Origin of the sequence: Bradyrhizobium sp. CCGUVB23, assembly GCF_024199885.1 — a bacterium.
In the GTDB taxonomy this organism is placed as follows: Bacteria; Pseudomonadota; Alphaproteobacteria; order Rhizobiales; family Xanthobacteraceae; genus Bradyrhizobium.
Genome location: NZ_JANADQ010000002.1, coordinates 343,864 through 368,207, shown reverse-complemented (window position 1 = coordinate 368,207; position 24,344 = coordinate 343,864). Strand labels below are relative to the sequence as shown.

Genomic DNA, 24,344 nt, shown 5'->3' with positions numbered 1-24,344 from the left:
ATCGCAAAATGCTATCCGACACGCGTCGGGCGCCATGTTTCCTGCGGATGACGCCAATCTATTCCGAGCTATGGCTGATTCTGGGGGACGTGGCCTGATCAGGCGGCGTGGCTTTCAGCGGTCGGAATGACCTCGATGCCGTCGGTGAACTTTACACCGGCGATGACCTTCGGCAACTGATTTGTTCCTTTCAGTCGGCGCCAGGTCTTCGATGCGGCGTCGATCAACTTGAACACCATCAGCTTGGCGGTTTTCGGCGAGAGCGATCCTTTCGTTCGCACCGTCCGGTGCCGCACCGTGGCGAACACGCTCTCGATCGGATTCGAGGTGCGCAGATGAACCCAATGCTCGGCAGGGAAGTCGAAGAACGCGAGCAGCGCCTTACGATCCTTGATCAAGCACTCGACCGCAGGTCCGTATTTGGCACGGTATTTCTCGACGAAGGTGTCGATCGCGGCTTCGGCTTTCGCCCGGCTCGGCGCCAGATAGACGTTCCGCAGATCGTTCTTCATCGCGCGCTGCACGGATTTGGCGACCTTGTCGAGCACGTTGCTGACTTTGTGGCACCAGCACCGCTGGTGGCGCGTGCCAGGGAAGACCTCATCAAGGGCCTTCCAGAACCCCAGCGCGCCGTCACCGACCGCCACTTGGGGAGCGATCCGCAGGCCGCGCTGCTTCACATCGATCAAGAGCTCACGCCAACTCTGGGCGCTCTCGCGGGCGCCGACCTGGAAGCCGACCAATTCCTTGCGGCCCTCCGGCGTCGCGCCGACCAGCACCAGGATACATTCGCTGTGATCCTCCATCCGGGCCTGCAAATAAACCCCATCGGCCCACAGATAGACGTAGCGCCGCGCCGACAGGTCACGTCGCTGCCAACGCTCGTACTCGGCCTGCCAGTCGGCCGTCAGGCGTGCAATCACCGACGGCGACAGGTTCGGCGCGTCCTTGCCGAGCAGCGCCGACAGCGCCTCCTGGAAGTCGCCGGTCGAGATGCCGCGCAGGTAAAGGATCGGCAGCAGGGCATCCAGGCTCTTCGTCCGCCGCGCCCACAGCGGCAGGATCGCCGAGCTGAAGCGGATCCGATCGGCTGAGCTGGCGCCGCGGTCTCTCACCTTGGGCCGGGCGACCTCGATTGCGCCGATCCCCGTGGCAGCCTTGCGCGTAGGGCCATGGCCGTGCCGGACCACACGGGCGCGGCCACCCGGCAGCTTCAGCTCCGCCGTCGTCTCCAGAAACGCCTGCAGTTCGATTTCGACCGCCCTGGCGAGCAGATCACGGGCTCCATTGCGCAGGATTTCTGTCAGTGGATCGTCAACCGCCGACCGCTGACGGAAGGGGAGAATCTTGGTAGTCTCGTTCATGGCGTATCGCTCTCCTTGAGGTTCTGGCAGGCTCGACACCCGCCTCACATGGGGGCGCGCCGTGTCAAGATCATTCATCGCAAAGCATGAGCAATTCTCCAAAACGGCATTCAAGTTCTGAGCCCGATTGCGTGACGCGGCTGGTTTGCCGAGCCTGGTCAACCTCACATTCGGTCGCCGCTCATTGCGGCTGCACCAATATCCCGCTTGCGCGCGGGCGGGGCTCAGGGTGGCGAAACCACTCTCGAAAAACGGCATTTCGCCAGAGGCGGGTACGGTTCGCCGACCTGAATCCGCCAAGACAGATCGAGTCCTGGTAGATTTCTAGAAGAAGTTGATGTTTGAGCTGCAGCCGATGTTTACTTGTTCTTCAGGACGGCGCCTTCGATAATGATGCCCGCAGTTACATACTTCCAGAGTGCAACGAGTAGCTTGCGCGCGAGCGCTACAATCGTAGACCTCTTCAAGCGACCGCCATTGCGCCGAACACGTTCGTTGAACCACTGAGCCAACGCGGAATTAGGCTGATGTCGTAGCCACAGCCAAGCCATTTGGATCATTGTCGTCCGTAGCCTTGGGTTACCCGCTTTCGATACCCCTTGCTCGTGATCAATTGATCCGCTCTGCCAAGGCGTCGGCGTCAACCCCGCGTAAGCGGCAACTTGACGACGATTGTCAAAATGGCGAAACAACCCTTCAGACCACAAAACGGCGGCGAACTCGGTGCCGACGCCCTTGAGGTCGAGCAGCATCGCGACAGGTTCCGGCGTTGCTGCAGCAGATTGTGCCGCAGCGATGAGCGCATCGCGCTCGTCCTCAACCGCTTTGATCTGTTTTAGCAAGAGCTCGAGCCGATCGATCTCCCGGCAGAGCTGCGCCTTCATATGCGCTGGCAGCATACGTCCATCGCCAGTTTGCAGATCGGCAAGCCGCTGTCGTCGATCCTTGCGCAGCGGCTCATAATTGGCGATCCCCTGCGAGAATAATAGACCTTTGATGCGATTGACGTGTGCGATACGTTCGATGATCAGAGCCTTGCGCTCGCGAGTGATCCTGCGTCTGTCCTCTTCCTCAGGCAAAGGAACTCGCGCCATGGAGCACACGCGCGGCTCTCCTCGCTTGTATGCCATTAGGGTCCGCAACAACGCCTCCCCATCGATACGATCGGTCTTTGCTCGCCTGGATCGGCGCGACGTCGCAATTGAGGCCGGATCCACGACGTGACTTTCAATAGCTTCCTTCTCAAGGACCCGGTGAATCCAGAAGCCGTCCAGGCCGGCCTCTTGAATGGCCACGATCGGATAGGCTTGTCCGGTCCTGGCACGACTTTTCTCGCGCAGCTTCGAAAATAACGCGAACAATCCCGAAACGTCGCCAGCCGACATCGAATATTTTGACATCTTCTCGCCGCTTCCCGGCGACAACGACGTGATCAACCAGGTCGAGCGACTGAGCTCCAAGGAAACGAAAATTGCGCTAAGATCAGTGCGGATGGTAGTCGGTTGTTCGGATCGTGCGGCCATAAGCATGGTCCCTCAGCATGTGTGTTATTGGCAACCACATTCTGCACCAAAAATGCCGGCTACCATCCACCCATGGGATCTCGATACGCCGCCTCTCTCAACCCGTCATCACCCAGTTTCGGCCATAGCTCTGACGAGATAGGCCCGCACGAACAGCATGCGACTGTGGCAGAGCCGGACGTGGGCGACCTTCACCATCACCGTGGTGCCGCTCAAAAGCACGACCTCGTGGCTCCAGTCGAACTGATAGGCTTCGCCTGGCGCAAAGCTCAGCGGGACATAGGCTGATGCTGTCGAGGTGCCGCGCTCCCGGCTCCAGCGTCGCGCGTAGCGACGAACCGCGTCATAGCCGCCGTTATAGCCCAAGCCGCGAAGCTCTTCGAACAACCGGATCAGCGTCAGCCGTTCCCGTGCCGCCTTGCTCTCATTTGCCGCCAACAGCCGGTCAAGCTCGGAACTCCACGGCCCCATCTTCGGGAGCGGCTGCGTCTCCCGTTCGTACCGAAACTCCGTTGCTTGAGAACGAATAACCTTGCGGACCACCTTCCGCGACACGCCGAGTTCTCGGCAGATCGCCATGATCGGACGACCATCAACAAAATAGGCGCGACGGATCTTGGCAATCGTCTCCACTACCAGCATCCCAACCTCGGCTTCCATGACTCAATGGAAGCCACTGTGGACCCTTGCCCCGGGGTCCCGATTGGATGCCGATTACCCCGAATACGGGGTCCTTATTCCATGCCGAAACACAGAGAAGAGCCGGCCCGTGGCGGTCGTGCTGCGGCCCGGCAAGACGCCGGGCGGCGTCGAGGTGCGTGCCCATCTGCGCCGCCTGATACGGCATATCCGGACGCGGTGGCACAAGACGCGAATTACGTTCCGTGGCGACGGGCACTATGCTCGGCCGGAGGCCATGACGTGGTGCGAGAACAACGGCATCGACTACATCTTCGGTCTGTCCGGTACCAAGCCTCTCGCCAGAAAAGTCGACGAGGTCGCCGACGACATTCGCACGCGACGCGCCATCGAGAACCTGCCTGTTCTGCGCGGCTATACCGAGACGCGCCACAAGGCAAAGTCCTGGGATCACGAACGGCGCACTGTCGCCCGTATTGAGGCGACGATGCTCGGCCTCGACATCCGCTTCGTCGTCACCAGCCTCGATGTCGGCTCGGCCGAGTGGATCTACGACAGCCTGTATTGCGCGCGCGGCCAAGCCGAAAATCTGATCAAGCTGCATAAGACGCAGCTCGCCTCCGATCGCACCAGTTGCCGTTCGGCGCTCGCCAACCAGGTCCGTCTCATTCTCCACACCGCCGCTTATTGGTCGATGCTTACCGTGCGCGGCGCCATTCCCAAAGTCCGGGAATTGGCCACTGCCGAGTTCGCGACGCTGCGTCTTCGTCTCTTGAAACTCGCAGCCCGGGTCGTCGAAACCGCGAGCCGCATTCGCCTTGCGTTCGCCGCGGCATGCCCCGAAGCCGACCTCTTCCGCAGCTTGCCCGGCGCGCCGCTCCCGCTCGGCCCGTAACCGACCGGGCCTGCGCCCGCTCACCCGCCCCATTCCGCGGCGGCACGCTGCATGCTGGTCGACATCTCGTTGGTCACCGTGCTTTGCTCCTCGATGGCGGCGGCAGTGGATGTCACGTATTCGCTGACATCATTGATTGCCTGCTTGATAGAGCTCAGCGCACTCACGACATCGCCCGATATGCCATTGAGGCTGCCCAGCGCCTCACCGAGGCCGCGCAGGCGATGAGCGGTATCGTCGAGTTGATCAATAACATCACGGGGCAGATCAATCTGCTCGCGCTCAATGCGACGATCGAGTCTGCGCGCGCTGGCGAAGCCGGACGCGGTTTCGCAGTCGTCGCTTCCGAAGTGAAGAGCCTCGCCAACCTTCGTACAGGACAAAATGTCCCGCTCGCGCTACGGTGTGCTGCGTGGTCTGCATCTGCAAAATCCCCATCACCCATTGCAAACTGGTCGCCGTGCTGCGAGGCAAGGTCCTCGACGTCGCCGTCGACATACGCGTCGGGAGCCCAAAATTTTGACGTCACGTCGCCGTTGAATTGAGCGACGAGAACCGGCGGCAATTATGGGTTCCGCGCGCGGCTTCGCGCACGGTTTCCTGGTGCTCTCAGCTCGACTTTGGCCGATTTATGCGGCGTAGGCGAGCGCATTCTCCATCCGGCGCCAGATATGGCGCGGAATTTCTATGCTGTCACGGCGCGGCCGGGACATGAAAGAAATCTGATGAGCCCATATTTGGCGTCGAACGGCGGCGATCGCATCGCTAAAGGTCAGGGTGGCTTTTGGATACCAAGCTGCGGTTCTGGGCTTCAGCTTTCGTGCCTTGGCGAGGTCGTGGGTCCATAGAGTGATGATGGAGTAGAGGCCGAGCAAAATCGGGGTGGAGCGCAGAATGGCTTTGTCCGACCACTGGCGCTGGGTCTCGACACCGAGGTGAGCGCGAACTTCCTCGAAGGTGACTTCGACCTGCCAGCGACTGACGAACCAAGCGAGGATGTCGCGGGGATGAGCGTTGAGATCGGTCGCCAGGAAAGCCTGTGGGTCGAGTTCGCCGGTTGGGTCGCGGACGAGCAGCCAGCGGATCGGCACCGGCGGAACACCGCCGCGATACCACAGCGCAGTGCCGGTTGCGATCTCGACGGTGCGATTGGTTCGGCCGTACCAGAGACTGACCCGATAACGCGTCCAGGACACGTTGCGATCCTTGAGGATGGCAGAGAGTTTTTTGTGGGGCTTGCCTCGAATTGGAGGGCGGCCACGAGCTTTGCGCTTTGGTCGGGGAAATTCGAACAGGTTGGCATCGAGGCGCAGGCGGGTGACGACGCAGACGTGCTTGCGGACTGCGGCAAGGAATTCGATGGCCGCAAAGGCGCTGTCGGCGACCAGTACGATATATCGATCGGGCAACCAGCGGCGGATTTGCCGGGCGGCCTGGCGGGCCCAATCGAGCAGCGTCTTGGGCGAGCGCGATTTGCCGTCATAGAAGCGTTTGGAGGGGGCGAGCAGCGTGAGGAAAGGCAGCGCCATGACGCGATCGGCCCACGGCACGCGCACCAGCAACATGGCAGAAAGCCAGCGCAGGCCGCTGGCTTTGACGAAGTGCCCCTTGGAGGAGCGCACCGGATCGCGATAGATGCCGCGGGCGCTGATCTTGGGCCCCCAGCGCCGCTCAATGGTGTCATCGAGCCCGATCACCACCGCCTCGCCGGCCGGCACGAAGACCTTGATCAGCAGGAGCAGCAGGTGGCCTGCCGCGGCCCGCGACGACCACGCCACTCGGTTGAGGACGCGATGGAAAGTACAGAAATCGCGATCGCGCTCCCGCCCTAAGATGCGCAGCGCCGCCGTGACAGTGCGCCGGCCGGGCGCCAGGATAACGCCGGCGAGCAGCGTCAGAACATTCAGCCAAGTGGGGCGTGTGAACAGATCGGTGAAGACGGCAAGCCGGGCCACAAAACGCGGCGGCAGCGGATCGCAAGAGCGGGGGAGAAGGCGGGCATGTTGCATCCCATCGGTAGAATCGGCACGATGAATCGCAGCAACCTCGTCCAGCTGCGACAAATTGAGTCGGCAAACCGATTCATCCTGGCCCGCGCGGCACCCATCGAGCACATTGAGCGCTATGGCAAAATCCGACCCAACGCTTGCCCAGATTGCTGCTCAGTTCACGCATCACGACATAGAAAAGAGCAGTGGCGGTTATTTAGTTATCAACCGTCGGACTTCAAATCCGGTCGCACGGCTGCGCCCCATTCCAGATACCGATCGCTTCGAGCTCTTCTACTGGTCGAACGTGAAGGGGCGCTGGACGACCTTTGGCAATATGGGGCGCATGAAACTCATGCTCACGAGCGCTCATGAAATCGTCGAGAACGATCCGATGTTCAGGGTTCCGCGTACAAGATGAACAAGTGTAAAATTGGCCAAAGTCAAGCTCAGAGACCGCGGACTTTTTCTACAAATGCGACGATTTCTATAGTCCCAAGAACGAGATCTCGATCCGCTGGAACGATCCCACGATCGGCATCAACTGGGGGTATCGAACGTCGCTGTCGGGGAAGGATGCGGACGCGCCGCTCCTTGCCGACTCGAAAAACCTTCCAGCCTACGGGCAAATCTGATGCGGATATTGTTGACAGGAACCGACGGCCAGGTCGGAGGCGCATTGCAACCACTCCTGGCAGGGCTCGGTACGATCGTTGCGCCTGGCATCGCGGAGTTTGATATGTCCAAGCGTGAACGGCTTGTCTGCGAGCTCGACATCTTCAAGCCCGATCTCATCATCAACCCCGCGGCCTAAATCGCCGTAGACCGCGCTGAAGACGAGCGCGAGGTCGCATTCCGCATCAATGCTGGAGGCCCAGAGGTCATCGCCCAATGGGCGGCGAAACACCGCGGGCCGCTGGTGCATTTTTCCACCGACTATGTCTTCGACGGCTCCGGGGAGGCCGCCGTGGCGCGAGGATAGTCCGACGGGCCCGGCTTTCGGTCTATGGCGCGAGCAGGCTTGCCGGCGACACTGCCATTCGCGCGGCCGGCGGTCCGCATCTGACCGCGCGCACCTCCTGGGTCTACGCCGCCAAAGGCGCGAACTTCCTGCGCACCATCGCGCGGCTTGGGCCCGAGTGCAAAGAGCTGCGCATCGTTGCCGACCAGATCGGCGCGCCGACGACGGCGAGGACGATCGCTAGTGCCATTGCTGATATCGTGCTGCCAAATCTGTGAAACCTGAATGAGCACTTTGCGCGCAAAGGCGGCGTCGTCAATCTCGTCTGCACCGGCCAGACCAGTTGGCATGGCTTTGCGAGCACCATCGTCGCCGGCCTCAGGTCGCGCGGTCTGAAGCTCCAGGTGGAAACGATCGTTCCGATCGCCACGGCTGATTTCCCGACCAGCGCGATGCGGCCCTGCAACTCCCGACTCGACCTGTCGCGCCTGAACAGACAATTCGGAGTGATCACGCCGGCCTGGCAGGTGGCGCTGTCGGTCGAACTCGACGATTTCGTTCAGGAAGAAGCTGCGGGTATTGAGCCGGCGCGCCCGCTCCAGCGGCGAGCCTATTCATGATACAGTGGCGGATCGAGCAAAGAGCGCGCGGCGATCTTGAGGGGCGATGAGGCGCTGCCTCAAAACCCCAACGGCACGTCGCGCGCTGGCGCAAGATGATTGTAGCGAGGGTTACGCGGCCCCGGCGGCCAGGCGAGGCCGCTGTAGGGAATCCCATCGCGCGACAGCTGCGGATTGTAAGTGGGGTCCTCGTTGAGCCACTCACCCCAGCGCGCCCGAAGCAGGCTAAGTTCGTGCTCGAACCGGCCGCGTCGATCGGCACGATCATCCACACCGCGGCTCGCCGATTCGGTGTGGACCAGCTTCGCATGCGGCGTGAAAACGATGCGCTTGCCCGCCTGGCGCAGCCGTAAGCAATAATCCACGTCGTTGAAGGCGACGGCAAAGCGCGCTTCGTCCATTCCACCAACGGCAAGATAGTCGCTTCGTCTCGTCGCGAGGCAGGCCGCAGTCACGGCGCTGCATTCGTGCGCCACCCGGAGTTGATCGAGAAAGCCCGGATCGTTGGCGAATCTGTCGGTAAAGGCGTGCGACGCCGCAAAATTCATCCCCAACACGACACCGCCATGCTGAACGACGCCGCCAGGCCAGGTCAGGAGCGCGCCGACCGCACCGACATCAGGCTCGGCCAGCCGCGTCAGCATCTCCACGAGCCAATCGTCGGAGCTCGCTTCGATATCGTTGTTGAGCAGACACAGCACGTCGCTGTCGAGAACCGTGCAGGCTTGATTGTTGAGCCTTGCGAAGTTGAAGGGGCCTTCGACCCGCAAGGTCCGCACGCCGCGTCTCGCCAGACCTGCAAGGTAGGCCATGGTGTCCGGATCGGCACTGTCATTGTCGACGACAAGAATATCTGCGCGGCAGCGATCGACCGCGGGCGCGATGCTGTCGAGACAGGTCCGCAGGAGCGGGAGACGATCGCGGGTCGGTATGACCACAGTGACGCGCTGATACGCCATCGCTCGACCAATTCGGACCGCTGGAAAGAGATGGCCGCGCTGTGGAATCACGTCCGCGCTGATGCCGCGTGCGTCGAGGTGCATCTGGCTCGCCGCGGCAAGCTGGTAGCTTGCGTTCGCTCGATCGAGTTTAGGCAGCGTTGCCAGCGCTCCCGGCAAGTGAAGGATACAATCTTGGTGCGGACCAGCGTGATCGAGCAGGCAGTTGAAGAGGCGGTAGAGATTGTCGGGGCGGGCCTCGAGGCCTGTGCGCAGGACGTCCCGTCGCGCGGCGAACAGATGCGCACAATAGCCTTGCTCGAGCATTCTCTCATAGTCAAAGGCGGGAAAGGCTAGCGGCCAGAGTCGGCCGTCCTCGGCAAGAAAATCGAGATCGCCGTACAGGGCGATCGCATCCGGATAGGCGGCGAATGCGGCAGCGATTCGCGCCAGGGCATTTGGCTCGAGCACGACACCTGGCATCGCGATGACGATGTGATGTGCATCGAATGCGGCATCGTCCAGAAATTCCAGGATAGCGTCGGGGTCGACGGACAGCGGCTTACCGTCGATCACGCCTGCCATCCATCTTTCGTAGGTCTGGGCGTCCAGCGCGGCGAGGGTTTGCTCAGTGCCGGCGGCGCCGGCAACGACTACAGCGAGCGAAAGGCCACTCTCCTGCGGCGCCGGCAGCGGGAAGCGATCGCGCCAATTCACGTAGTCGGAGAGGGGAAGCGAAGCTGGAATGAGTTGATCATACAGCTTACCGCGCAGACGCTCGGCACCATAGCCGCCAAGGGCGTCGATCATTCCGGTGAGACCGTCAGGAAAGGCAACAAACACGGTCGTCGCCGGGATTGGCTCTCCGTTCCCCCTGCGCAAGGAAATCCTGTGAACGCGTCCGTTGGCAAAACGTTGGGGAACGTGGAGATGGAAGGCGCGTACGATCCGACGTGCGGCGGGTTCACCGCTATGGGTCCAAGCTGTAGCGTGAACCTGCGCGACGGCCTCTCCGTCAACAATCGCTTCCAAGAAGAGAGCGGGTTCGCTGTCGATCCAACCTTCGAAATGCAGCCCGCCAAGCCAGCGTAACTCGCATGTCTTGCGCAGATCAGCGAGACTTGCGTGGTCACGCGCGAGATCAAGAGGGCGGCCGACGGGCGCGTCAAGATTGGCTAGGCGCGCCTCGAGGGCGCGCGCGGCGCGAAGCAAATTTGGCTCGATCGCGATCGCGAACCCGCAACTCGCCTCGAGTCCTTGTTCAGCAAGCGCGGGAACGAAGGCGTCGGCATAGGCTGTTCTGAACACCAGCCCGTCTAGCAAAATCTCTACGGTGAAGCGGCGCTCCGGCGCCTGGGGCGAGTACACGAAGCCGGACAACGTGCCATCGCTCGCGAGCGCAAGGCGGCTGACAAGCTTTGGCGTGATCAACGGTTCGATCTCGGGGCGGGAGAGACGCGACATGCTCATAAAGGCGTGATCCAGTCGACCACGCAGTCGACAAGCCCTGCCGCGTCCACGTTGGCTTCAATGGCAAGGTCGCCTTTGCGGGGTTTCAGCGCGCCCCCGGACCAGTCGCGATAAGCGACCGGCCGTGTCGCCTGTTTGGTGGTTTCGACGAGAGGATGACCGAACGCGGGCTGCTCGAAATCAGTCAGGAGCCAGCCCGGATTGTACGGTGCAAGGACCTTACCCAGTTCATCCGCAGCAACCGCGCCCGTGACGAAGAGATTGGGCTGCGACATCAGGCGATCATCGCCGCACGTTGCCCCGGCGATGACGATCGGTAGCCAGGGGGCGCGCCTCCTCAGACGATCTGCCAAAGCTCGTATCGTGCGCAGGGATACGGGCGATGGCATAGAGGGGACGATGACGAGAGAATTACCTGAGGCGGAGAGCGGAGGCAATGTCAGCGAGCATGTCGCCCAGTCATGTAGGACGGTCTTGCGATTGGGCCATCTTTTTTGCGCAAAGGCCTTAGCCGCTTTGCTGGGGACGAGAAGCAGGGTCGTCTCGGAGGGCAGGGAAGCGATCTCGCTCATGCTATCCGATATCAGCCAGCGATGGACCGGAAGATTTAGGCCCCGAATCAGCTCGATCAGCCGCGGCGGCGGGGTCGGCTCAAGGAGCTCGACACGTGTTGGTGATAACCGCATTAGGATTTCGTCGGCACTGGCGAGATCTGCCCCTGGGGCGAGGCTCAAACGCGTGGCCTGCGGCAAACCTCCATCGGCAGACCTGAGATGAAGAACGTCGTGCTCCCGCAGGAGGAGGATCCCGCGCTCGCCATGCAACCGAAGATGGCGCATCCGCGCATCGGTTACAGCAGGGCAGGTCCGCGCGCTCGCGAGCACCAGCACCGACGGCTCCGCCGGCCATGGTAGCGCGCGCTCGAGCGCCGCGCGCGCTGGCCGTAGTGGATCGGCGATTTCAAAGGCGCGGCATTCCTGGCGGTAGTTCTGGAATCGCTGGTCCAAAATGACGAGATTGCGAAGCACAAGACCTCGCTTTTCCTCTTGAAAGGATTTCGAGCCATGATGGCCGACATAGACCGACGGTGCGCAAATATTGCGGAAGCCGTTGGCTCGCGCGCGGAGGCAGAGATCGACGTCCTCAAGATAGCCACGCTCAAAATTATCCGAGAACTCGCCCACACTGTCGAGGCAGGCGCGCGTCACATAGAGGCAGAATCCGATGCCGCTTGCGACATCGATTGCGCTGCCCGCGTTGGTGATGCTTGCGATGCGATCAATCGCGACGATCTCGTCATAGCCCGGCATCGGATTGACATCGTTTGGCGTTGGAAAGGAGAAGATATCGCCGTTATTGGAGAGCGGAGTGACAGTTCCGATATTCGGTGCGGAACGTGCTGCATCAGCCAATCGATCGACGAAGCCAGGTGGGACGAGCGTGTCTGAGTTGAGCAGCACGACATCGCCCGTCGAGATCTCACTCAGCGCCTGATTGATCGCGCCGACGAAGCCGAGATTGACCTCGTTCACGAGAAGGCGGATCTTCCCTGCTGCAGCGAGTTCGCTCAGATAACGCCGCAGCCCCACCTCGGGACTGGCGTCATCGATGGCGAGTACCTGAAAGGCGTTCTTGCGGGATCCCAGCGGGCGCCTTGCCTTGTCGAGACTCTCGAAGCATTCGATCGTTGCTCGTGTATCCTTATAGACGGGAACGATAACGGTCGGATCGACGTTCGATCCGAGCTTGGTGGAAGGGTGGGGAACGGAACGAAGGCTCACCGTCGAGGCGAGGTTGGGTGCCACGCGTCGGACCTGAATGATCTCTTCGCCGCATCTCAACGTCACGATCTGAGGTGCTACGGACGGCGGCCGTCGAACCAAAAAGGTCGTCGCCAGCACGTCCGCGCTCGCCAGAGGGTGAAACGGATTGGGCTCGAGAATGCTCGTCAGTGTGCCGTCTTCGGTTGCAAGGCTTATTTTGACGGGGAGAGACTCGGTCCAAGCGACCCAGCCGGTCACGTCATTGTCGAAAACACAGCAGGCCGCCCAATGCCGGCCCCCCGCGCGCCGTAGCTCCGCGATGGCAGCTCGAAGGATGGCCGGATTGGCTTCGCGACACATCAGTTGAGCGGCTGCGGCCCGTCGCCGATCGTCGGCAGCCCACGACAGCATCCGGCGGTTGGCGCCGACATCGGAAGGATCGACAACAAGCGCCTGCTCAAGGTCGGCCAAGGCAGCTTCGCTAAGTCCAAGCCGCCAAGCGGCCTCGGCGCGGAGAACGAAGCAGTGTGCTGCTGGTGGAGGCGCAACTCGAATGCGTCGATCGACGTATTTGAGCGCCGCCGCGAAGTCCTGCGCGGTCAGCGCCTCGGCTGCGAGGCGTTCGAGCGTGATATGCGCGCAAGGCCCACCAAGCGAAGGGACGTTAGTGACCGAGTCAAGAACCATGCGGTGGTCCGATCTCGTTAGCCGACGGAACTCCCTTGGGAGCTCGACTGCGGAAAACACGCACCCTGCCCGAGCCGACTGGCTGACGTGCCGGCTTTGCGGGCACGACATTGTCCACTGCTCGGTTGACGCCGATACGAATGCCGACCAGAGGCTCGCGGCTGGCCGGCCCCGACAGCACCACCCGTTTGCCGACGGCGCGCAAAGTCGCCGCGTTCAGGAACGTCGCTTCCGCTACGAACTCGAATCCATCGACCCCGCTGATTTCCAGCACGACGGCCGTGATCGGCAAGGCTCGTCCGCGGGTGCCAGCATAAGTCCCGAGTGAAACCATTTTGCCGCTGCCCGCGTGGCCATTGGCGAATTGGACCGCATAGCGAATATCGAGGCCCACAGGCTTCTCCGGCCAGTCAAGGGCAATTCCTTCGATGCGCGAAGGGGCCGTTGGACCTGCAATCCATGCGTTGGGCGCGACGACAACATCGCCGCGACCTGCAACGTGGCCGAGGACCTTGAGGTCCCCCATTGCAACATTTGCGTGCAAGACCGCGCGCTCACTTTGCGCGACGAGTGGTGCGCGGCCGGATGGAATCGGTTCGATACGAACCATGGCCGCGCGCGATCCTCCCGTTCGCATCGGCTGAACCTGAATCTGCAACGTGCCGGGCGTGTTGACGCGCACCATCAGACCGCAATTGGGCGCCCAAAGGTATGGCTCGCTCGCATCGGGATGCATGATAATTTCCATGCGCCCCTCATGTCCCTGCGTCGGCACAACCATAACGCGAGGCGGGAAGGCAAGATCGTCCGCTCTCGCGTAGCTCACGAAGAACAATCCCCGATCGAGACTGACGACTTTCTGCTGCTCAACAGCGTCCATCATTGCCCTCCAAATCCGATCCGATTAACAGGATTGCTGTTCGTTGCCGACTATCATGCCTGAACCATTTGAGAAACGGAGGGTCTCTCAGCGAACGAGACGCTTTTAGGGAGCGTTCGTAAGCGAACGGCGATACCGCCATTCCGGCGGCAACAGATACCGTGGGCATCTGTTCGGTTTTACATTGAGCCGCTCCGCCATTTGACAAAGCCTATTAATAGCTCGATCACATTCGCACTGTCATTGACGCTGATCAAGTTTCGACGGCAGCTTTGCCATAGTTGACGCGGAGTTGTTTGGTGCTCATCAAGGAGGCTCACGACAATTGCGATGGATGTAAGCAGCCCATCAAGACGGATGAGCACAACCAACGTCTGTCATGCATTTGTCATATGAATTTCAATCTGGAACAGCAGAATGTGTCCTGGACTTCGAATCCTTGAGGACACAAGTGGTACAGCAGTTTAGGCTTCGGGAGCTGGCCGAGGGCTGATACAGTTACGTTTTGATTTTATAGCCATCCAAATTGGCGCCTTACCAAATGAGCGAGATGGAAACGGACCACTTTTGCACTTCGTTATCGACCCGATAGATGCGGGGCTTCGCGGCCGACCATTAGTGCCACCGACACTTCCTCATTGCACTTATTCACGTTGCGGCCACGCCCAGAGCTTCCCTGATGAAGATTCTGTTCGTTCACAATAATTTCCCGGCTCAGTATCGCAACATTGCGGCTGCCTTGGCCAGGGAGCCTGGCTTCGAGCTTGTCGCGGTCGGCGCACCGACTTCAAGATCGATGCCATCGGTAAGATTGATCAGATACGCACTTCCGAAAGCTGATGTTTCGAGAACGCATGCGTTTGCGCGACGCTTCGATATTGACTGCCGGCGCGCGGAGCAGGTGTTGTACAGTCTTTCGAACTTGGTGACGTCGGGGTTCTCGCCTGATCTGATCTTCGCCCATCCGGGATGGGGCGAGACCCTGCCGTTGCGTACGTTCTTCCCAAAGGCACGGTTGCTCCTCTATTGCGAATTCTTTTACGGGCCGGAGGGGCGCGACATGGGGTTTGACCCGGAGTTTCCGATGCCCGGACTTGATGGCCACGTCGGGCTCCAGTTGAAGAATGCGACGACCCTGCTCGCGCTCGAGGATTGCGAAATGGGCATCTCGCCAACGAGATGGCAGCAATCGACCTTTCCCCCACATTATCAAGGCAAGATCGACGTGATCCACGAGGGCGTCGATACGGCGCGCATGCGGCCGAACCCCCAAGCGTGCCTAATACTACCGAATGGTCAGCACCTTTGCCCTTCAGACGAGGTCGTGACGTTTGTCGCGCGCAATCTAGAGCCGCTGAGGGGCTACCATATCTTTATGCGGGCGCTGCCGGAGATCCTGAGGCGCCGGCCGAACGCGCAAGTCATCATCATCGGCAGGAATGGCGTGTCCTACGGGCTACCCCCCCCGACGGGTACAACCTGGAAATCAACGTTCCTTGATGAGGTGCGTGATCGCCTCGACTTGTCCCGTGTGCATTTCATGGGCGGCGTCTCGTATGAAACCTTTATTGCAGCCCTTCAGGTGTCATCTGCCCACGTCTATTTTACCTATCCCTTCGTGCTGTCCTGGTCGATGTTGGAAGCGATGAGTACGGGGTGTCTAGTGATCGGCTCTGACACGGCACCCGTGCGGGAAATCATCAGCTCCGGCAAGAACGGTTTGCTTGTCCCATTTTTCGCAGTGGACGAGCTTGCCGGACGGGTTATTGAAGCCCTGGAGCAGCCGACCAACTTCGCCGGGCTGCGCCAGAGCGCCCGCCACCACGTCGTCGAGCACTATGACGCGGCGCAAGTGTGCGTCCCGCGAATGCGCCGCCTTCTGGACTCAGGACGAGAGTTCGCGTCATCCCAGCGCCATTACGCACCAATGCCTGCGCGGAGTGGCAACAAGGGAGTGACTTAAGCCCGCGGAATGAGCCGCAGGTCACTGAGATGATATCTCTCGTGGCGTATAGTGGCAGCCCCCTGATTTCCTGAAGTGGACTCCGGATTTTGGACCGGCGGCTCAGGTGGTGCGGATGCCGTTCCGTTTTGATAAACGGAGCGGACCATGAAGAAGACGAGACGGACAATCGATGCGGCGCTGAAGGTAAAGATCGCCTTGGAGGCGCTGCGAGAACAATCAACGGTGACGGATCTGGCGCAGCGCTACCAGGTGCATGTGAATCAGATTTATGCCTGGAAGAAACAGCTTCAGGATCAAGCGGTTCGGACGTTCGACGCGGGCGCTGGTCGGGATGGCGAGGCGGCCCACGAACTGGAGGTCGAGAAGAGAGCGCGTCGACATGATGCAGTTCTGGTCAAGGGAGCGCAGATTGTGCTGCTCGCCGCCTGAGCTAGTGGTTCATCACTGTGGTTTTGACTCTTTGGGAGCAACCGGATAGGCGCGACCGAGTTTGGCGCGGGCTTTGTCGGTTGTGAACATCCATTTGATGCGGTCTCGGACTTTGTTTCGCTGCCGTTGCCATGCTGCGATCTCTTTTCGGAGCCTTTTGGGATCGTCGATACGACGGCCGAGACACTGGCGCTGCAGCACGCTGATCTCGCACTCGACCATATTAAGCCAGCTGGCGTGTTTCGGGGTATAGTGGAACTCGAGGCGGCGCAGGATGCGACGGGCCTCGGCAGGCGCAAATGCCTGATATAGCGCGCCGGCGGTATGGATCGACAGATTATCCTGCACGACCCGGATGCAGGCGGCATCGGGATAATGGACGTCGACGAGCTCACGCATGCAGTGGGCGTAGTCTACGGCGGCGCGGCGCTCGGTGACCTGGACGTTGCGCCAGCCGCGATGCGGATCGAAGGTGACGAAGAGATTGACGGTGCCGTTGCGGCGGTACTCGTAATCGTATCGCTCGCGCTGTCCCGGTTGGGCCGGGATCGGCTGGCGCACCTCGCCGATCAGCTGGACGGGGGTCTCGTCGAAGCAAAGCAGCGGCCGCTCGGGATCCGGCGCCTCGGCGTAGAGATCGAGCACGTCCTCCATGCGGGCGACGTACTCGCCGTCGACCTGGGGAATGCACCACATGTCCCTGCGCCAGGGCTTGAGATCGTTCTCGGTGAGCCGGCGGCGCACGGTTTCGCCCGACAGGCTGTCGTGATCGGTGAGCTTGACCATCGTGTCGGCCAGCAGTGTCAGCGTCCAGCGTTTGCGGCCAGCTGGCGGCTTGGCACATGCGGTCGCCACCAGCAGGGCCTCCTCTTTGCCGGTCAGCTTGCGCTCTGCGCCCGGACGCGGCTCCTCGCTCAAGGCCCGCTCCAGATTGCCTTCCACGAAGCGGCGCTTGGTCCGGCCGACAGTGGAGAGGCTGACCCGGACGGTTCGGGCAATCTCTGCGTCAGAACTGTCCCCATCGGCCGCCAGCAAAATCTGAGCCCGTTTGAGTTTGCGGGCGGCATGCTTGCCGCCGCCGAGCATCGCCGTCAGTTCGTCCCGCTCGACTTGGCTCAATTCCACCCGATAACGTACATTCATGCTTCGCCTCCTTGTCGGAGGCCGGGACGAATCCAGCTATGAGTCAAAAATCAGGCGTGCACTTCACCGAGAAGCAGGGGCACTATCTCGCTTTCATCCATACCTATTCGTACATGTTCGGACAGCCGCCCGCCGAGGCCGACATCCAGCGCCACTTCCGCGTCAGCCCACCGTCAGTTCACCAGATGATCGTCACCCTCGAACGCAACGGGTTCATTCGTCGCAAGCCTGGCGTCGCACGAAGCATCGAGATCCTCTTGCCACCCGAAAACTTGCCCATCCTCCAATGGCTCGGCATCAAAACGTCAAAATCACTGTGATGAACCACTAGTCGCCACATGCATATGGATCGCGTCTCGCTCAAGCGGAGCGACCAGCAGTTAAACCTTGACAGCGCTCGCCTCTCAGTTTGACGGCAATGGCCGGGGGATGTTTACTGGATCAGGCTTCAAAAGAACCTTTGCAAGTACTCGAGACAGAAGAACGATCGCTATTCCTTCTTGGTCGCTACAACTACGCTCGGCGTCTTAAAACCCTGAAGTGCCTCATCCCATAAGGCTTGACGAATCTCGGCGAGTTCCGCTATATGTAGTATGTCACGGTCTTCCAGTCCAGATTTCGTTGGATGGAAGCTAAGAGGGAACCCGGTGCGCCGGCAACGGCTACTCCGAGGCTGCCCCCGCAACTGTAAGCGGCGAGCAGGTTGTCATCATGGTCACTGGCGCGACAGCGCCTGGGAAGGCCGACAGCCCGCAGCGACCCGCGAGCCAGGAGACCTGCCGCGACAGAACGAACGTCCTCGGGCGGGGTGCCCGATGAGGCGCTTGCAACCGGGGACAGTTGCCCGGTCTCGCAAGTCGTCCGCGCGGCCCCAGCCCCCAAACATCGCGGGGTTGCCGATGTCGCCGTCTTACGATTTCGATCAGCATGGTCATCTCGTTGAGCTGCCGAGTGTGCGGCCCCCAGCGCAGGCAAAGCCTATCGCGCTTGAGCTGTGCCTCTTGCCGACGCCATCGCCAGCTCCGCTGCCTTGGCCGCTCGCGCCATCGCCAAAGCCGTCCGACCTCACGCTCGATCGGTCGCGCAACGACCTGCTGACGTCGTTCGGCAAGCTGACGCTGACCGACCGTTATCTGCTCCCCGGCGAAAGCCTCCAGGATATGTTCGCGCGGGTGGCTTGCGCCTTCGCGGACGATGTTGCGCATGCCCAACGTCTCTATGATGCGATGTCTCGGCTGTGGTTCATGCCGGCCACACCAGTGCTCTCCAACGGAGGCACCACGCGCGGCCTACCGATCTCGTGCTTCCTTAACTCGGTGTCGGATTCGCTCGAAGGCATCGTCGGCACCTGGAACGAGAACGTCTGGCTTGCCTCCAACGGCGGCGGCATCGGCACCTACTGGGGCAATGTTCGCTCGATCGGCGAAAAGGTGAAGGGCGGCGTCACTTCAGGCATCATTCCGTTCATCCATGTTATGGATGGCCTGACGCTGGCGATCAGCCAGGGCTCGTTGCGGCGCGGCTCGGCGGCGGTCTATCTCGATATACACCATCCCGAGATCGAGGAGTTCCTCGAGATCCGCAAGGCATCCGGCGACTTCAACCGCAAGAGCCTCAACCTGCATCACGGCATCAACGTCACCGACGAGTTCATGCGTGCCGTGGGCGCCGGCACCGCGTTCGCTCTGCGCAGCCCGAAGACCAACGAGGTCGTCCGCGACATCGACGCCCGGCAGCTGTGGCAACGCATCCTTGAGAACCGGCTGCAGACCGGCGAGCCCTATCTCTTGTTCATCGACACCGTGAACCGCGCGCTCCCCAAGCACCAGCGCGAGCTCGGCCTCAAGGTCTCGACCTCCAACCTTTGCAGCGAGATTACGTTGCCGACCGGCATCGATCATCGCGATGAGGAGCGCACCGCGGTGTGCTGTCTGTCGTCGCTCAACCTCGAGACCTGGGACCAGTGGAAGGAAAAGCCGGGCTTTGTCGAGGACGTCTTGCGCTTCCTCGACAACGTGCTCACCCACTTCATCACGGTGGCGCCGGACGGCATGGAGCGTGCCCGCTACGCCGCCCTGCGCGAGCGCTCCGTCGGCCTCGGCGTGATGGGCTTCCACTCGTTTCTCCAGGCCAGGGGCATTCCGATGGAGAGCGTCCTGGCCAAGTCGTTCAATCTCAGCATGTTCCGAAAAATCCGTCGCGATGCCGACGCGGCATCCGTCGCGCTCGCTCGCGAGCGTGGCCCGTGCCCGGATGCGCAGGAATGCGGCGTGATGGCGCGCTTCAGCCACAAGATCGCGATCGCGCCGACCGCCTCGATAAGCATCATCTGCGGCGGCACCAGCGCTTGCACTGAGCCGATCCCGGCCAACATCTACACCCACAAGACGTTGTCCGGGGCCATCTCGGTGCGTAATCCGCATCTCGCCAAGGTGCTGACCGCCAAGTGCGCCGACACGTTGGCGACCTGGCAGTCGATCATTGCGCACGAGGGGTCGGTCGCCCATCTCGACATCCTATCGGAGCACGAGAAAGCGATCTTTCGCACCGCATTCGAGATCGACCAGCGCTGGATCGTCGAGCTTGCCGCCGACCGCGCCGCGTTCATCTGCCAGAGCCAGTCGATCAACCTCTATCTGCCGGCCGACGTGGATAAGTGGGACCTCCACATGTTGCACTGGACGGCTTGGAAGCGCGGGGTGAAGAGCCTCTACTACTGCCGATCAAAATCGATCTCGCGCGCGGCGTTCGCCGGCAAGATTGCCGACTTCGACAAGGCCGCGCCGCTGCAGCGCACGGACTATGAGGAGTGCCTCGCATGTCAGTGATTGATCTCTCGTCCGTCGATCCTCGCACTCTGATCGGCAAAGGGCGCGTCGGCCTTCTCGACTCGACCGGCAGCTATGACGTCGATCGCTACGCCTGGGCTTACGAGTTCTGGAAGCGCCAGCAGCAGACCCACTGGATGGGCGAGGAAGTGCCGCTCGGGGCCGACCTGAAGGATTGGGCGTCGGACCGCGTCACCGCCAACGAGCGCGCGCTGCTCACCCAGATTTTCCGTTTCTTCACCCAATCGGACATTGAGGTCGGTGACAACTATCTCAAGCGCTACATTCCGATCTTTCAGCCGCTCACCGTTCAGATGATGATGGCGGCCTTTACCAACATGGAGACGGTCCACATCGACGCATATGCTCTACTGCTCAAGACACTCGGCATGCCCAATACCGAGTTCGAGGCGTTCCGCGGCTATGCGGAGATGCGCGCCAAGGCGGACTACATGCACGAGTTCGGCGTTGACACCGTGGCCGATGTTGCTCGCACCCTGGCGATGTTCGGAGCCTTCACCGAAGGTATGGCGTTGTTCGCGAGCTTCGCCATGCTGCTCAACTTCCCGCGCCACAATAAGATGAACGGCATGGGACAAATAATAAGCTGGTCAGTGCGCGACGAGAGTCTGCACTGCGAGGGGATCATTAAGCTGTTTCATGAATGGCACCGCGAAACCGGGGCGGTGACGCGCACCGTCCGCGACGACGTTGTCGACGTCGCCAAGACCATGGTGAAGCTGGAGGAGAGCTTCGTCGATCTCGCCTTTGGTCTAGGCAAGATCGAGGGCATGTGCCCTGAGCAGATCCACGCCTACGTCCGCTATGTCGCCGACTGGCGACTGACCCAGCTCCGGATTGCTCCGGTCTTCGGATTCTTCGAGGCTAAGGAGAGCAGCTTCATCCAAGTCAAGGCGCATCCGCTGCCGTGGCTTGTCGAGAGTCTCAATGGCATCGAGCACGCAAATTTTTTCGAGCAGCGCGCCACGGAGTACTCCAAGGCAGCGAGCCGCGGCAGCTGGGACGGCGAAGACGGGGTGTGGGAGGCCTTCGGCCGTATATAGATAATCCGATCCTTGTCCCCTGAATCCGGATCGTGCCGCTTTGGGAATCCCTGCCGATTCATTTCCGGTATTAGCTGCAGGCCTCTTTGAGTGATCGTCGGAGCCAACCGATGAAGAGATCGACTGTTCTGAACGCGTCCTTCTCGCTTCAATCTCCGCGATGGTGGCAAGTGCGACGCTCATTTCAGTCTGAACCTCAGACCATTCTCGGAGCACCGCAACAGCGTTCTCGAAAGCCTGTTCACTGGTCATAATCTCCATGAAGCTGCGCTTTGAGCCGCGCGGCCGAGTAGTCCTGCGGGGGACGCACGGACGGCTTAAAAGTGTCATTCGGCCTGCAAGGTTGGACGCCGTAAGGCCATGAAGTCGAGATGTCCCTGGAAGGACGGATCGCGGCTGCCGAATGGGCGATCGTCGCGCGCAGGTCCACAGCCGGCCGGTTACATTTCCGAAGCGTTGTCTTGTGAGCTTTTGCCAAGCTCGTCGACTTCTCCTATGGGTCTTGGTTGTGTGCAAACGGATAGGTCGGCACGCGGCCGTAGTCGCCAATCATTGCAGGCGGCTGATGTTCTCGCGTCGGATCGTCCAATGACCGGCCGAAGTGGGTATCGCGATGCGGTATTGCCTTTTGGACGCACTTTCCGGCCTTCAGGCGGCGCGGATTGCTGCGATCAGGCTCGGTTTGCCGACGATGTTCATCACCCGCGTGAGGTTATAGGCCAGAACATGCAGCGCCATCTCAGCGGCGACATTCCGTAGGCGCTTCATCAGGAAGTGGGTCGCACCCATACGGGCTTTGATCGTGCCGAAGGGATGCTCGACCGTCTCGCGCCGCGTCCGCATGGCGTCGGGATCGGAATCGAGCCGTCTCTGGACCTCCTCGACCACATGCTCATGCTCCCAGCGCGTGATGCGGCGCTCCTTGGACGGCGTACATTGGCTCTTGATCGCGCAGCCTCGGCACGCCGCTGTCGACCAGTACCGGCGCAGTGTCATTCCATGCTCGATGTTGGTGTAGTGATAGGGCAGCAGCTGGCCGGATGGGCAGCGGTAGACGTCCTCATCAGGCAGGTAGGCGAAGTCCTGTTTGCCGAACCGGCCCTCCGCCTTGGCGTTCGACGTCATGGGCTTGGGCAACGTAACTGCAACGCCAGCCTCTTTGCAGGCTAATATCTCCTCTCCGTCGAAGTAGCCACGGTCGGCGACCGCCTCGAGTTTGTCCACCCACTTGGCACGAGCGAGATGGGTTTCATACGCGCGGCGGGCACGCTCCGGTTCATGTTCGGAATCAATGTGCAACACGACCTTTGCAACTTCTCGCCAGTCGGCGTCCTCTGCATCTGCGTCCAGAAGGCGCATATAGGTGACAGCGTGTTCTTGGTCGTAGGGCGTCAGGATCGAGTCCGTTGGCGCTGCATCATTGACATCCGGATCGAGCGGCGGATTTTGCATGGCAATTTTCCCAAGACGAGATCGGGTCAATGACGGTGCTTGGCTAATTTCAGGGTGGGGGAGCGCAGGCGCTAGGTCAAGATCTCATCTGCGCAGCGCACGGTCCTCCCAGCACACAATCAGTTGTCAGTCGACGTGATGAGCTCTCGCCGATCCTAATTTTGGGATACCAGATCCTCTTCCTAGCTCGAGCGCTGAGTTTGTCCTCTGAACCGGGGGTAAGGTCGTCGGAATTTGGTGGGCGATGATATGAACGAACGCCACCGAATGCTCGATGGTGGGTTCCGACGAAATTACTCCATCCTGTGGCGGGCGTCGCGTTTCTGACGGACGGCGAGTTCCGCAGACGTCGCCGCCTGCTCGCCGTGGCATTTTATGGTTTGTGCAGTGCTTGGTTCAGGATCGTCGCCAGCCGCACGCCCGCCTTGCTCAGCTGAATTCCGACGTCATTTGTTGCGGTCGTGACATAGTCGTCCGTCAACCGAAAGCTTCCACGCGCGTTGGTCGCTGGAAGCTGTCCATACGCATCATCCTTCGACAGCGCGAACGTCTTCTTGGCCCAGTCGGCAGGGCTTCCTGACTGCCACTGCGTCTGCTGATCCTTCGTGATATGCCCGATGAGATCGGAGGCAATCGTCTGTGAAATCGGGCCCCAGCTGGTCTACAAATTCGGCATCCCAGAAATGATAGCGATTGTCTGCACTGAGACAACGGTGACCGTCGCCGCGGGTACGCGCCGCGCGGCTAGCGGCTGGCATTGCAAACATCGACCATCAGGGACCTGTCCACCGATGGCGTCGGCACTACACAGGTTGTCGACGGCGCCGCGATGCAATCGCAGCGTCACAGACCTGAGACATGCGGTGCTTAAAGTAAAAATGACTACCGCGGAATATCGTTATGGCACGTACCTTCTCTCAGTGGCTCGGCGACTACTCTGATGCAATGGGTCTGGATGACGTTGGCAGATTCACGCGGGATCGAACACTGATTGTGCACGACGTCATTTGCACGTTCGTTCATCCCTGCGGGGACCTGCACGACAATAGCGGCCGTGCTACTCGACGCAGGCATGATTTCGACCGTCGCCAAGCATGATTTGGTTGAGCTGGCATTATCCCGAAATCTCGAGAACTTCCTGCTTGGTGCACCGCTGTTCTTCGTCAACCCGTCGAGTCAACACCTTGTCCTGGGTCAGAAGTTCGAGTTTGCACAGATCGACCCGTCGACATTCGCGCCGTTGCTTGATGCGCTCGCACTGCAGGCCAAAGCTTGGCGGGACGGGGGGAACGCCGCGCGATGACGGACAATTCAAATATCGCGGATTGTCCAGCGGCGACTGAGGCGCGATGCGGGTGCGCAAGCGATCCAACCCCTCAAGACAAAGCCGCTGCAGGCCAAGGCCAGGAGGAACAGGCCGGGCACTGCGCGACAATTGACATTTCAAATGTGGCGGACCGCACGGAGACGGGGCCGGGCGAGTGCACAGGTGACACCCCCTCTATACGCATGTGGGATCGTGGCAGCGCGAGCGGACCGCCGACGCTGACCGATGGCCAGCGACGAGCGCACGAAAGTGCATCTGAACAACTGTCAATCGCCTGTGAAATTGTCGCTGAGGGGACATCAGACTCTGAAGATCCACACGCCGAACAGGACGTTGCTGAACACGCAGAGCCGCCGTTCCTGGACGGAGTATTGCTGCCAACAGATGTGGACGCCCGGACGGAGCAT

14 protein-coding genes, 8 pseudogenes and 1 riboswitch are annotated in these 24,344 nt (G+C 60.9%); of the genes and pseudogenes, 12 read left to right on the top strand and 10 right to left on the bottom strand.

The annotated features are described in order from the left end of the window. Nucleotides 1-98 precede the first annotated feature (98 nt). The 3 genes and pseudogenes from NLN62_RS49840 to NLN62_RS49830 all read right to left on the bottom strand — a co-directional run. A pseudogene (locus NLN62_RS49840) lies at nt 99-1,319 on the bottom strand (IS256 family transposase); the annotation flags it as partial. A 404-nt stretch (nt 1,320-1,723) separates the two neighbouring features. Next, complete coding sequence (locus NLN62_RS49835; RefSeq protein WP_254113964.1) at nt 1,724-2,887, bottom strand: IS110 family transposase; 1,164 nt, start codon at nt 2,885-2,887, stop codon at nt 1,724-1,726. Between the two features lie 138 nt (nt 2,888-3,025). Continuing rightward, a pseudogene (locus NLN62_RS49830) lies at nt 3,026-3,529 on the bottom strand (IS21 family transposase); the annotation flags it as partial. 103 nt (nt 3,530-3,632) lie between these two features. Between NLN62_RS49830 and NLN62_RS49825 the strand changes: the two are divergent. From NLN62_RS49825 to rfbC, 3 pseudogenes are all read left to right on the top strand, one after another. Further along, a pseudogene (locus tag NLN62_RS49825) lies at nt 3,633-4,421 on the top strand (IS1380 family transposase); the annotation flags it as partial. Between the two features lie 194 nt (nt 4,422-4,615). Next, nucleotides 4,616-4,786 (top strand): annotated as a pseudogene (locus tag NLN62_RS49815) (methyl-accepting chemotaxis protein); the annotation flags it as partial. Nucleotide 4,787: 1 nt separating this feature from the next. Then, nucleotides 4,788-5,033, top strand: a pseudogene (gene rfbC / locus NLN62_RS49810) (dTDP-4-dehydrorhamnose 3,5-epimerase); the annotation flags it as partial. A gap of 17 nt (nt 5,034-5,050) precedes the next feature. On the opposite strand, the gene NLN62_RS49805 reads toward rfbC, so the two are convergent. Continuing rightward, nucleotides 5,051-6,376 (bottom strand): transposase, encoded by a 1,326-nt coding sequence (locus tag NLN62_RS49805; RefSeq protein WP_254107167.1) that lies wholly within the window; start codon nt 6,374-6,376, stop codon nt 5,051-5,053. A 169-nt stretch (nt 6,377-6,545) separates the two neighbouring features. On the opposite strand from NLN62_RS49805, the gene NLN62_RS49800 reads away from it, so the two are divergent. The 3 genes and pseudogenes from NLN62_RS49800 (at nt 6,546) to rfbD (ending at nt 7,990) form a co-directional block, all read left to right on the top strand. Further along, nucleotides 6,546-6,830 (top strand): hypothetical protein, encoded by a 285-nt coding sequence (locus tag NLN62_RS49800; protein ID WP_254113946.1) that lies wholly within the window; start codon nt 6,546-6,548, stop codon nt 6,828-6,830. A gap of 28 nt (nt 6,831-6,858) precedes the next feature. Beyond that, a pseudogene (locus NLN62_RS49795) lies at nt 6,859-7,044 on the top strand (dTDP-4-dehydrorhamnose 3,5-epimerase family protein); the annotation flags it as partial. Next, nucleotides 7,044-7,990: pseudogene (rfbD, locus tag NLN62_RS49790) on the top strand (dTDP-4-dehydrorhamnose reductase). The pseudogenes NLN62_RS49795 and rfbD, both read left to right, overlap by 1 nt. Before the next feature lie 59 nt (nt 7,991-8,049). Here the strand turns inward: rfbD and NLN62_RS49785 are convergent. Genes NLN62_RS49785 through NLN62_RS49775 form a run of 3 tightly spaced genes read right to left on the bottom strand, consistent with a single transcriptional unit; the run spans nt 8,050 to nt 13,728 of the window. Further along, entirely contained in the window at nt 8,050-10,398 is a 2,349-nt protein-coding gene (locus NLN62_RS49785; RefSeq protein ID WP_254114097.1) for a glycosyltransferase, read from the bottom strand. Continuing rightward, nucleotides 10,395-12,848 (bottom strand): glycosyltransferase, encoded by a 2,454-nt coding sequence (locus NLN62_RS49780; protein ID WP_254114096.1) that lies wholly within the window; start codon nt 12,846-12,848, stop codon nt 10,395-10,397. Before NLN62_RS49780 ends, NLN62_RS49785 begins: the two co-directional genes overlap by 4 nt. Then, nucleotides 12,838-13,728, bottom strand: a complete 891-nt coding sequence (locus tag NLN62_RS49775) for a hypothetical protein (RefSeq protein WP_371933166.1) — start codon at nt 13,726-13,728, stop codon at nt 12,838-12,840. The genes NLN62_RS49780 and NLN62_RS49775 overlap by 11 nt, the downstream gene beginning before the upstream one ends. A 679-nt stretch (nt 13,729-14,407) precedes the next feature. Between NLN62_RS49775 and NLN62_RS49770 the strand changes: the two genes are divergently transcribed. Together NLN62_RS49770 and NLN62_RS49765 are read left to right on the top strand one after the other, a co-directional pair. Continuing rightward, nucleotides 14,408-15,691: a glycosyltransferase family 4 protein gene (locus NLN62_RS49770; RefSeq protein ID WP_254104161.1), complete on the top strand. Its 1,284-nt coding sequence runs from the start codon at nt 14,408-14,410 to the stop codon at nt 15,689-15,691. Nucleotides 15,692-15,838: 147 nt separating this feature from the next. Then, the gene (locus NLN62_RS49765; protein WP_254104163.1) at nt 15,839-16,123 is read left to right on the top strand and encodes a transposase; all 285 of its coding nucleotides are present in this window, start codon (nt 15,839-15,841) and stop codon (nt 16,121-16,123) included. Between the two features lie 12 nt (nt 16,124-16,135). Here the strand turns inward: NLN62_RS49765 and NLN62_RS49760 are convergent, their stop codons facing one another. After that, nucleotides 16,136-17,266 carry an IS630 family transposase gene (locus tag NLN62_RS49760; RefSeq protein WP_254113977.1) on the bottom strand — a complete coding sequence of 377 codons (1,131 nt, stop codon included), beginning with the start codon at nt 17,264-17,266 and terminating at the stop codon, nt 16,136-16,138. A 38-nt stretch (nt 17,267-17,304) separates the two neighbouring features. Between NLN62_RS49760 and NLN62_RS49755 the strand changes: the two genes are divergently transcribed. The 3 genes from NLN62_RS49755 (at nt 17,305) to NLN62_RS49745 (ending at nt 21,158) form a co-directional block, all read left to right on the top strand. Next, nucleotides 17,305-17,586, top strand: coding sequence for a LexA family transcriptional regulator (locus tag NLN62_RS49755; RefSeq protein WP_254113978.1), 282 nt, complete (start codon nt 17,305-17,307; stop codon nt 17,584-17,586). A 262-nt stretch (nt 17,587-17,848) separates the two neighbouring features. Then, nucleotides 17,849-18,065, top strand: a riboswitch (cobalamin riboswitch). 100 nt (nt 18,066-18,165) lie between these two features. Continuing rightward, nucleotides 18,166-20,094, top strand: coding sequence for a ribonucleoside-diphosphate reductase subunit alpha (locus NLN62_RS49750; RefSeq protein WP_254114094.1), 1,929 nt, complete (start codon nt 18,166-18,168; stop codon nt 20,092-20,094). Continuing rightward, nucleotides 20,085-21,158, top strand: coding sequence for a ribonucleotide-diphosphate reductase subunit beta (locus NLN62_RS49745; protein WP_254114093.1), 1,074 nt, complete (start codon nt 20,085-20,087; stop codon nt 21,156-21,158). Before NLN62_RS49750 ends, NLN62_RS49745 begins: the two co-directional genes overlap by 10 nt. A 648-nt stretch (nt 21,159-21,806) precedes the next feature. On the opposite strand, the pseudogene NLN62_RS49740 reads toward NLN62_RS49745, so the two are convergent. Both NLN62_RS49740 and NLN62_RS49735 read right to left on the bottom strand, forming a co-directional pair. Next, nucleotides 21,807-22,379, bottom strand: a pseudogene (locus NLN62_RS49740) (transposase); the annotation flags it as partial. Nucleotides 22,380-22,983: 604 nt separating this feature from the next. Beyond that, nucleotides 22,984-23,244, bottom strand: coding sequence for a S1/P1 nuclease (locus tag NLN62_RS49735; RefSeq protein WP_256576121.1), 261 nt, complete (start codon nt 23,242-23,244; stop codon nt 22,984-22,986). Nucleotides 23,245-23,682: 438 nt separating this feature from the next. Here NLN62_RS49735 and NLN62_RS49730 point away from each other — a divergent pair, with 438 nt between their 5' ends. Beyond that, nucleotides 23,683-23,913, top strand: a complete 231-nt coding sequence (locus NLN62_RS49730; RefSeq protein WP_254114092.1) for a CesT family type III secretion system chaperone — start codon at nt 23,683-23,685, stop codon at nt 23,911-23,913. Nucleotides 23,914-24,344: the final 431 nt, after the last annotated feature.

What these genes read in the sequence shown, in the direction of transcription:
- NLN62_RS49835 (WP_254113964.1), bottom strand. Translation starts at nt 2,887, where the DNA reads ATGGCCGCACGATCCGAACAACCGACTACCATCCGCACTGATCTTAGC.
- NLN62_RS49800 (WP_254113946.1), top strand. Translation starts at nt 6,546, where the DNA reads ATGGCAAAATCCGACCCAACGCTTGCCCAGATTGCTGCTCAGTTCACG.
- NLN62_RS49785 (WP_254114097.1), bottom strand. Translation starts at nt 10,398, where the DNA reads ATGAGCATGTCGCGTCTCTCCCGCCCCGAGATCGAACCGTTGATCACG.
- NLN62_RS49780 (WP_254114096.1), bottom strand. Translation starts at nt 12,848, where the DNA reads ATGGTTCTTGACTCGGTCACTAACGTCCCTTCGCTTGGTGGGCCTTGC.
- NLN62_RS49775 (WP_371933166.1), bottom strand. Translation starts at nt 13,728, where the DNA reads ATGGACGCTGTTGAGCAGCAGAAAGTCGTCAGTCTCGATCGGGGATTG.
- NLN62_RS49770 (WP_254104161.1), top strand. Translation starts at nt 14,408, where the DNA reads ATGAAGATTCTGTTCGTTCACAATAATTTCCCGGCTCAGTATCGCAAC.
- NLN62_RS49765 (WP_254104163.1), top strand. Translation starts at nt 15,839, where the DNA reads ATGAAGAAGACGAGACGGACAATCGATGCGGCGCTGAAGGTAAAGATC.
- NLN62_RS49760 (WP_254113977.1), bottom strand. Translation starts at nt 17,266, where the DNA reads ATGAATGTACGTTATCGGGTGGAATTGAGCCAAGTCGAGCGGGACGAA.
- NLN62_RS49755 (WP_254113978.1), top strand. Translation starts at nt 17,305, where the DNA reads ATGAGTCAAAAATCAGGCGTGCACTTCACCGAGAAGCAGGGGCACTAT.
- NLN62_RS49750 (WP_254114094.1), top strand. Translation starts at nt 18,166, where the DNA reads ATGTCGCCGTCTTACGATTTCGATCAGCATGGTCATCTCGTTGAGCTG.
- NLN62_RS49745 (WP_254114093.1), top strand. Translation starts at nt 20,085, where the DNA reads ATGTCAGTGATTGATCTCTCGTCCGTCGATCCTCGCACTCTGATCGGC.
- NLN62_RS49730 (WP_254114092.1), top strand. Translation starts at nt 23,683, where the DNA reads ATGATTTCGACCGTCGCCAAGCATGATTTGGTTGAGCTGGCATTATCC.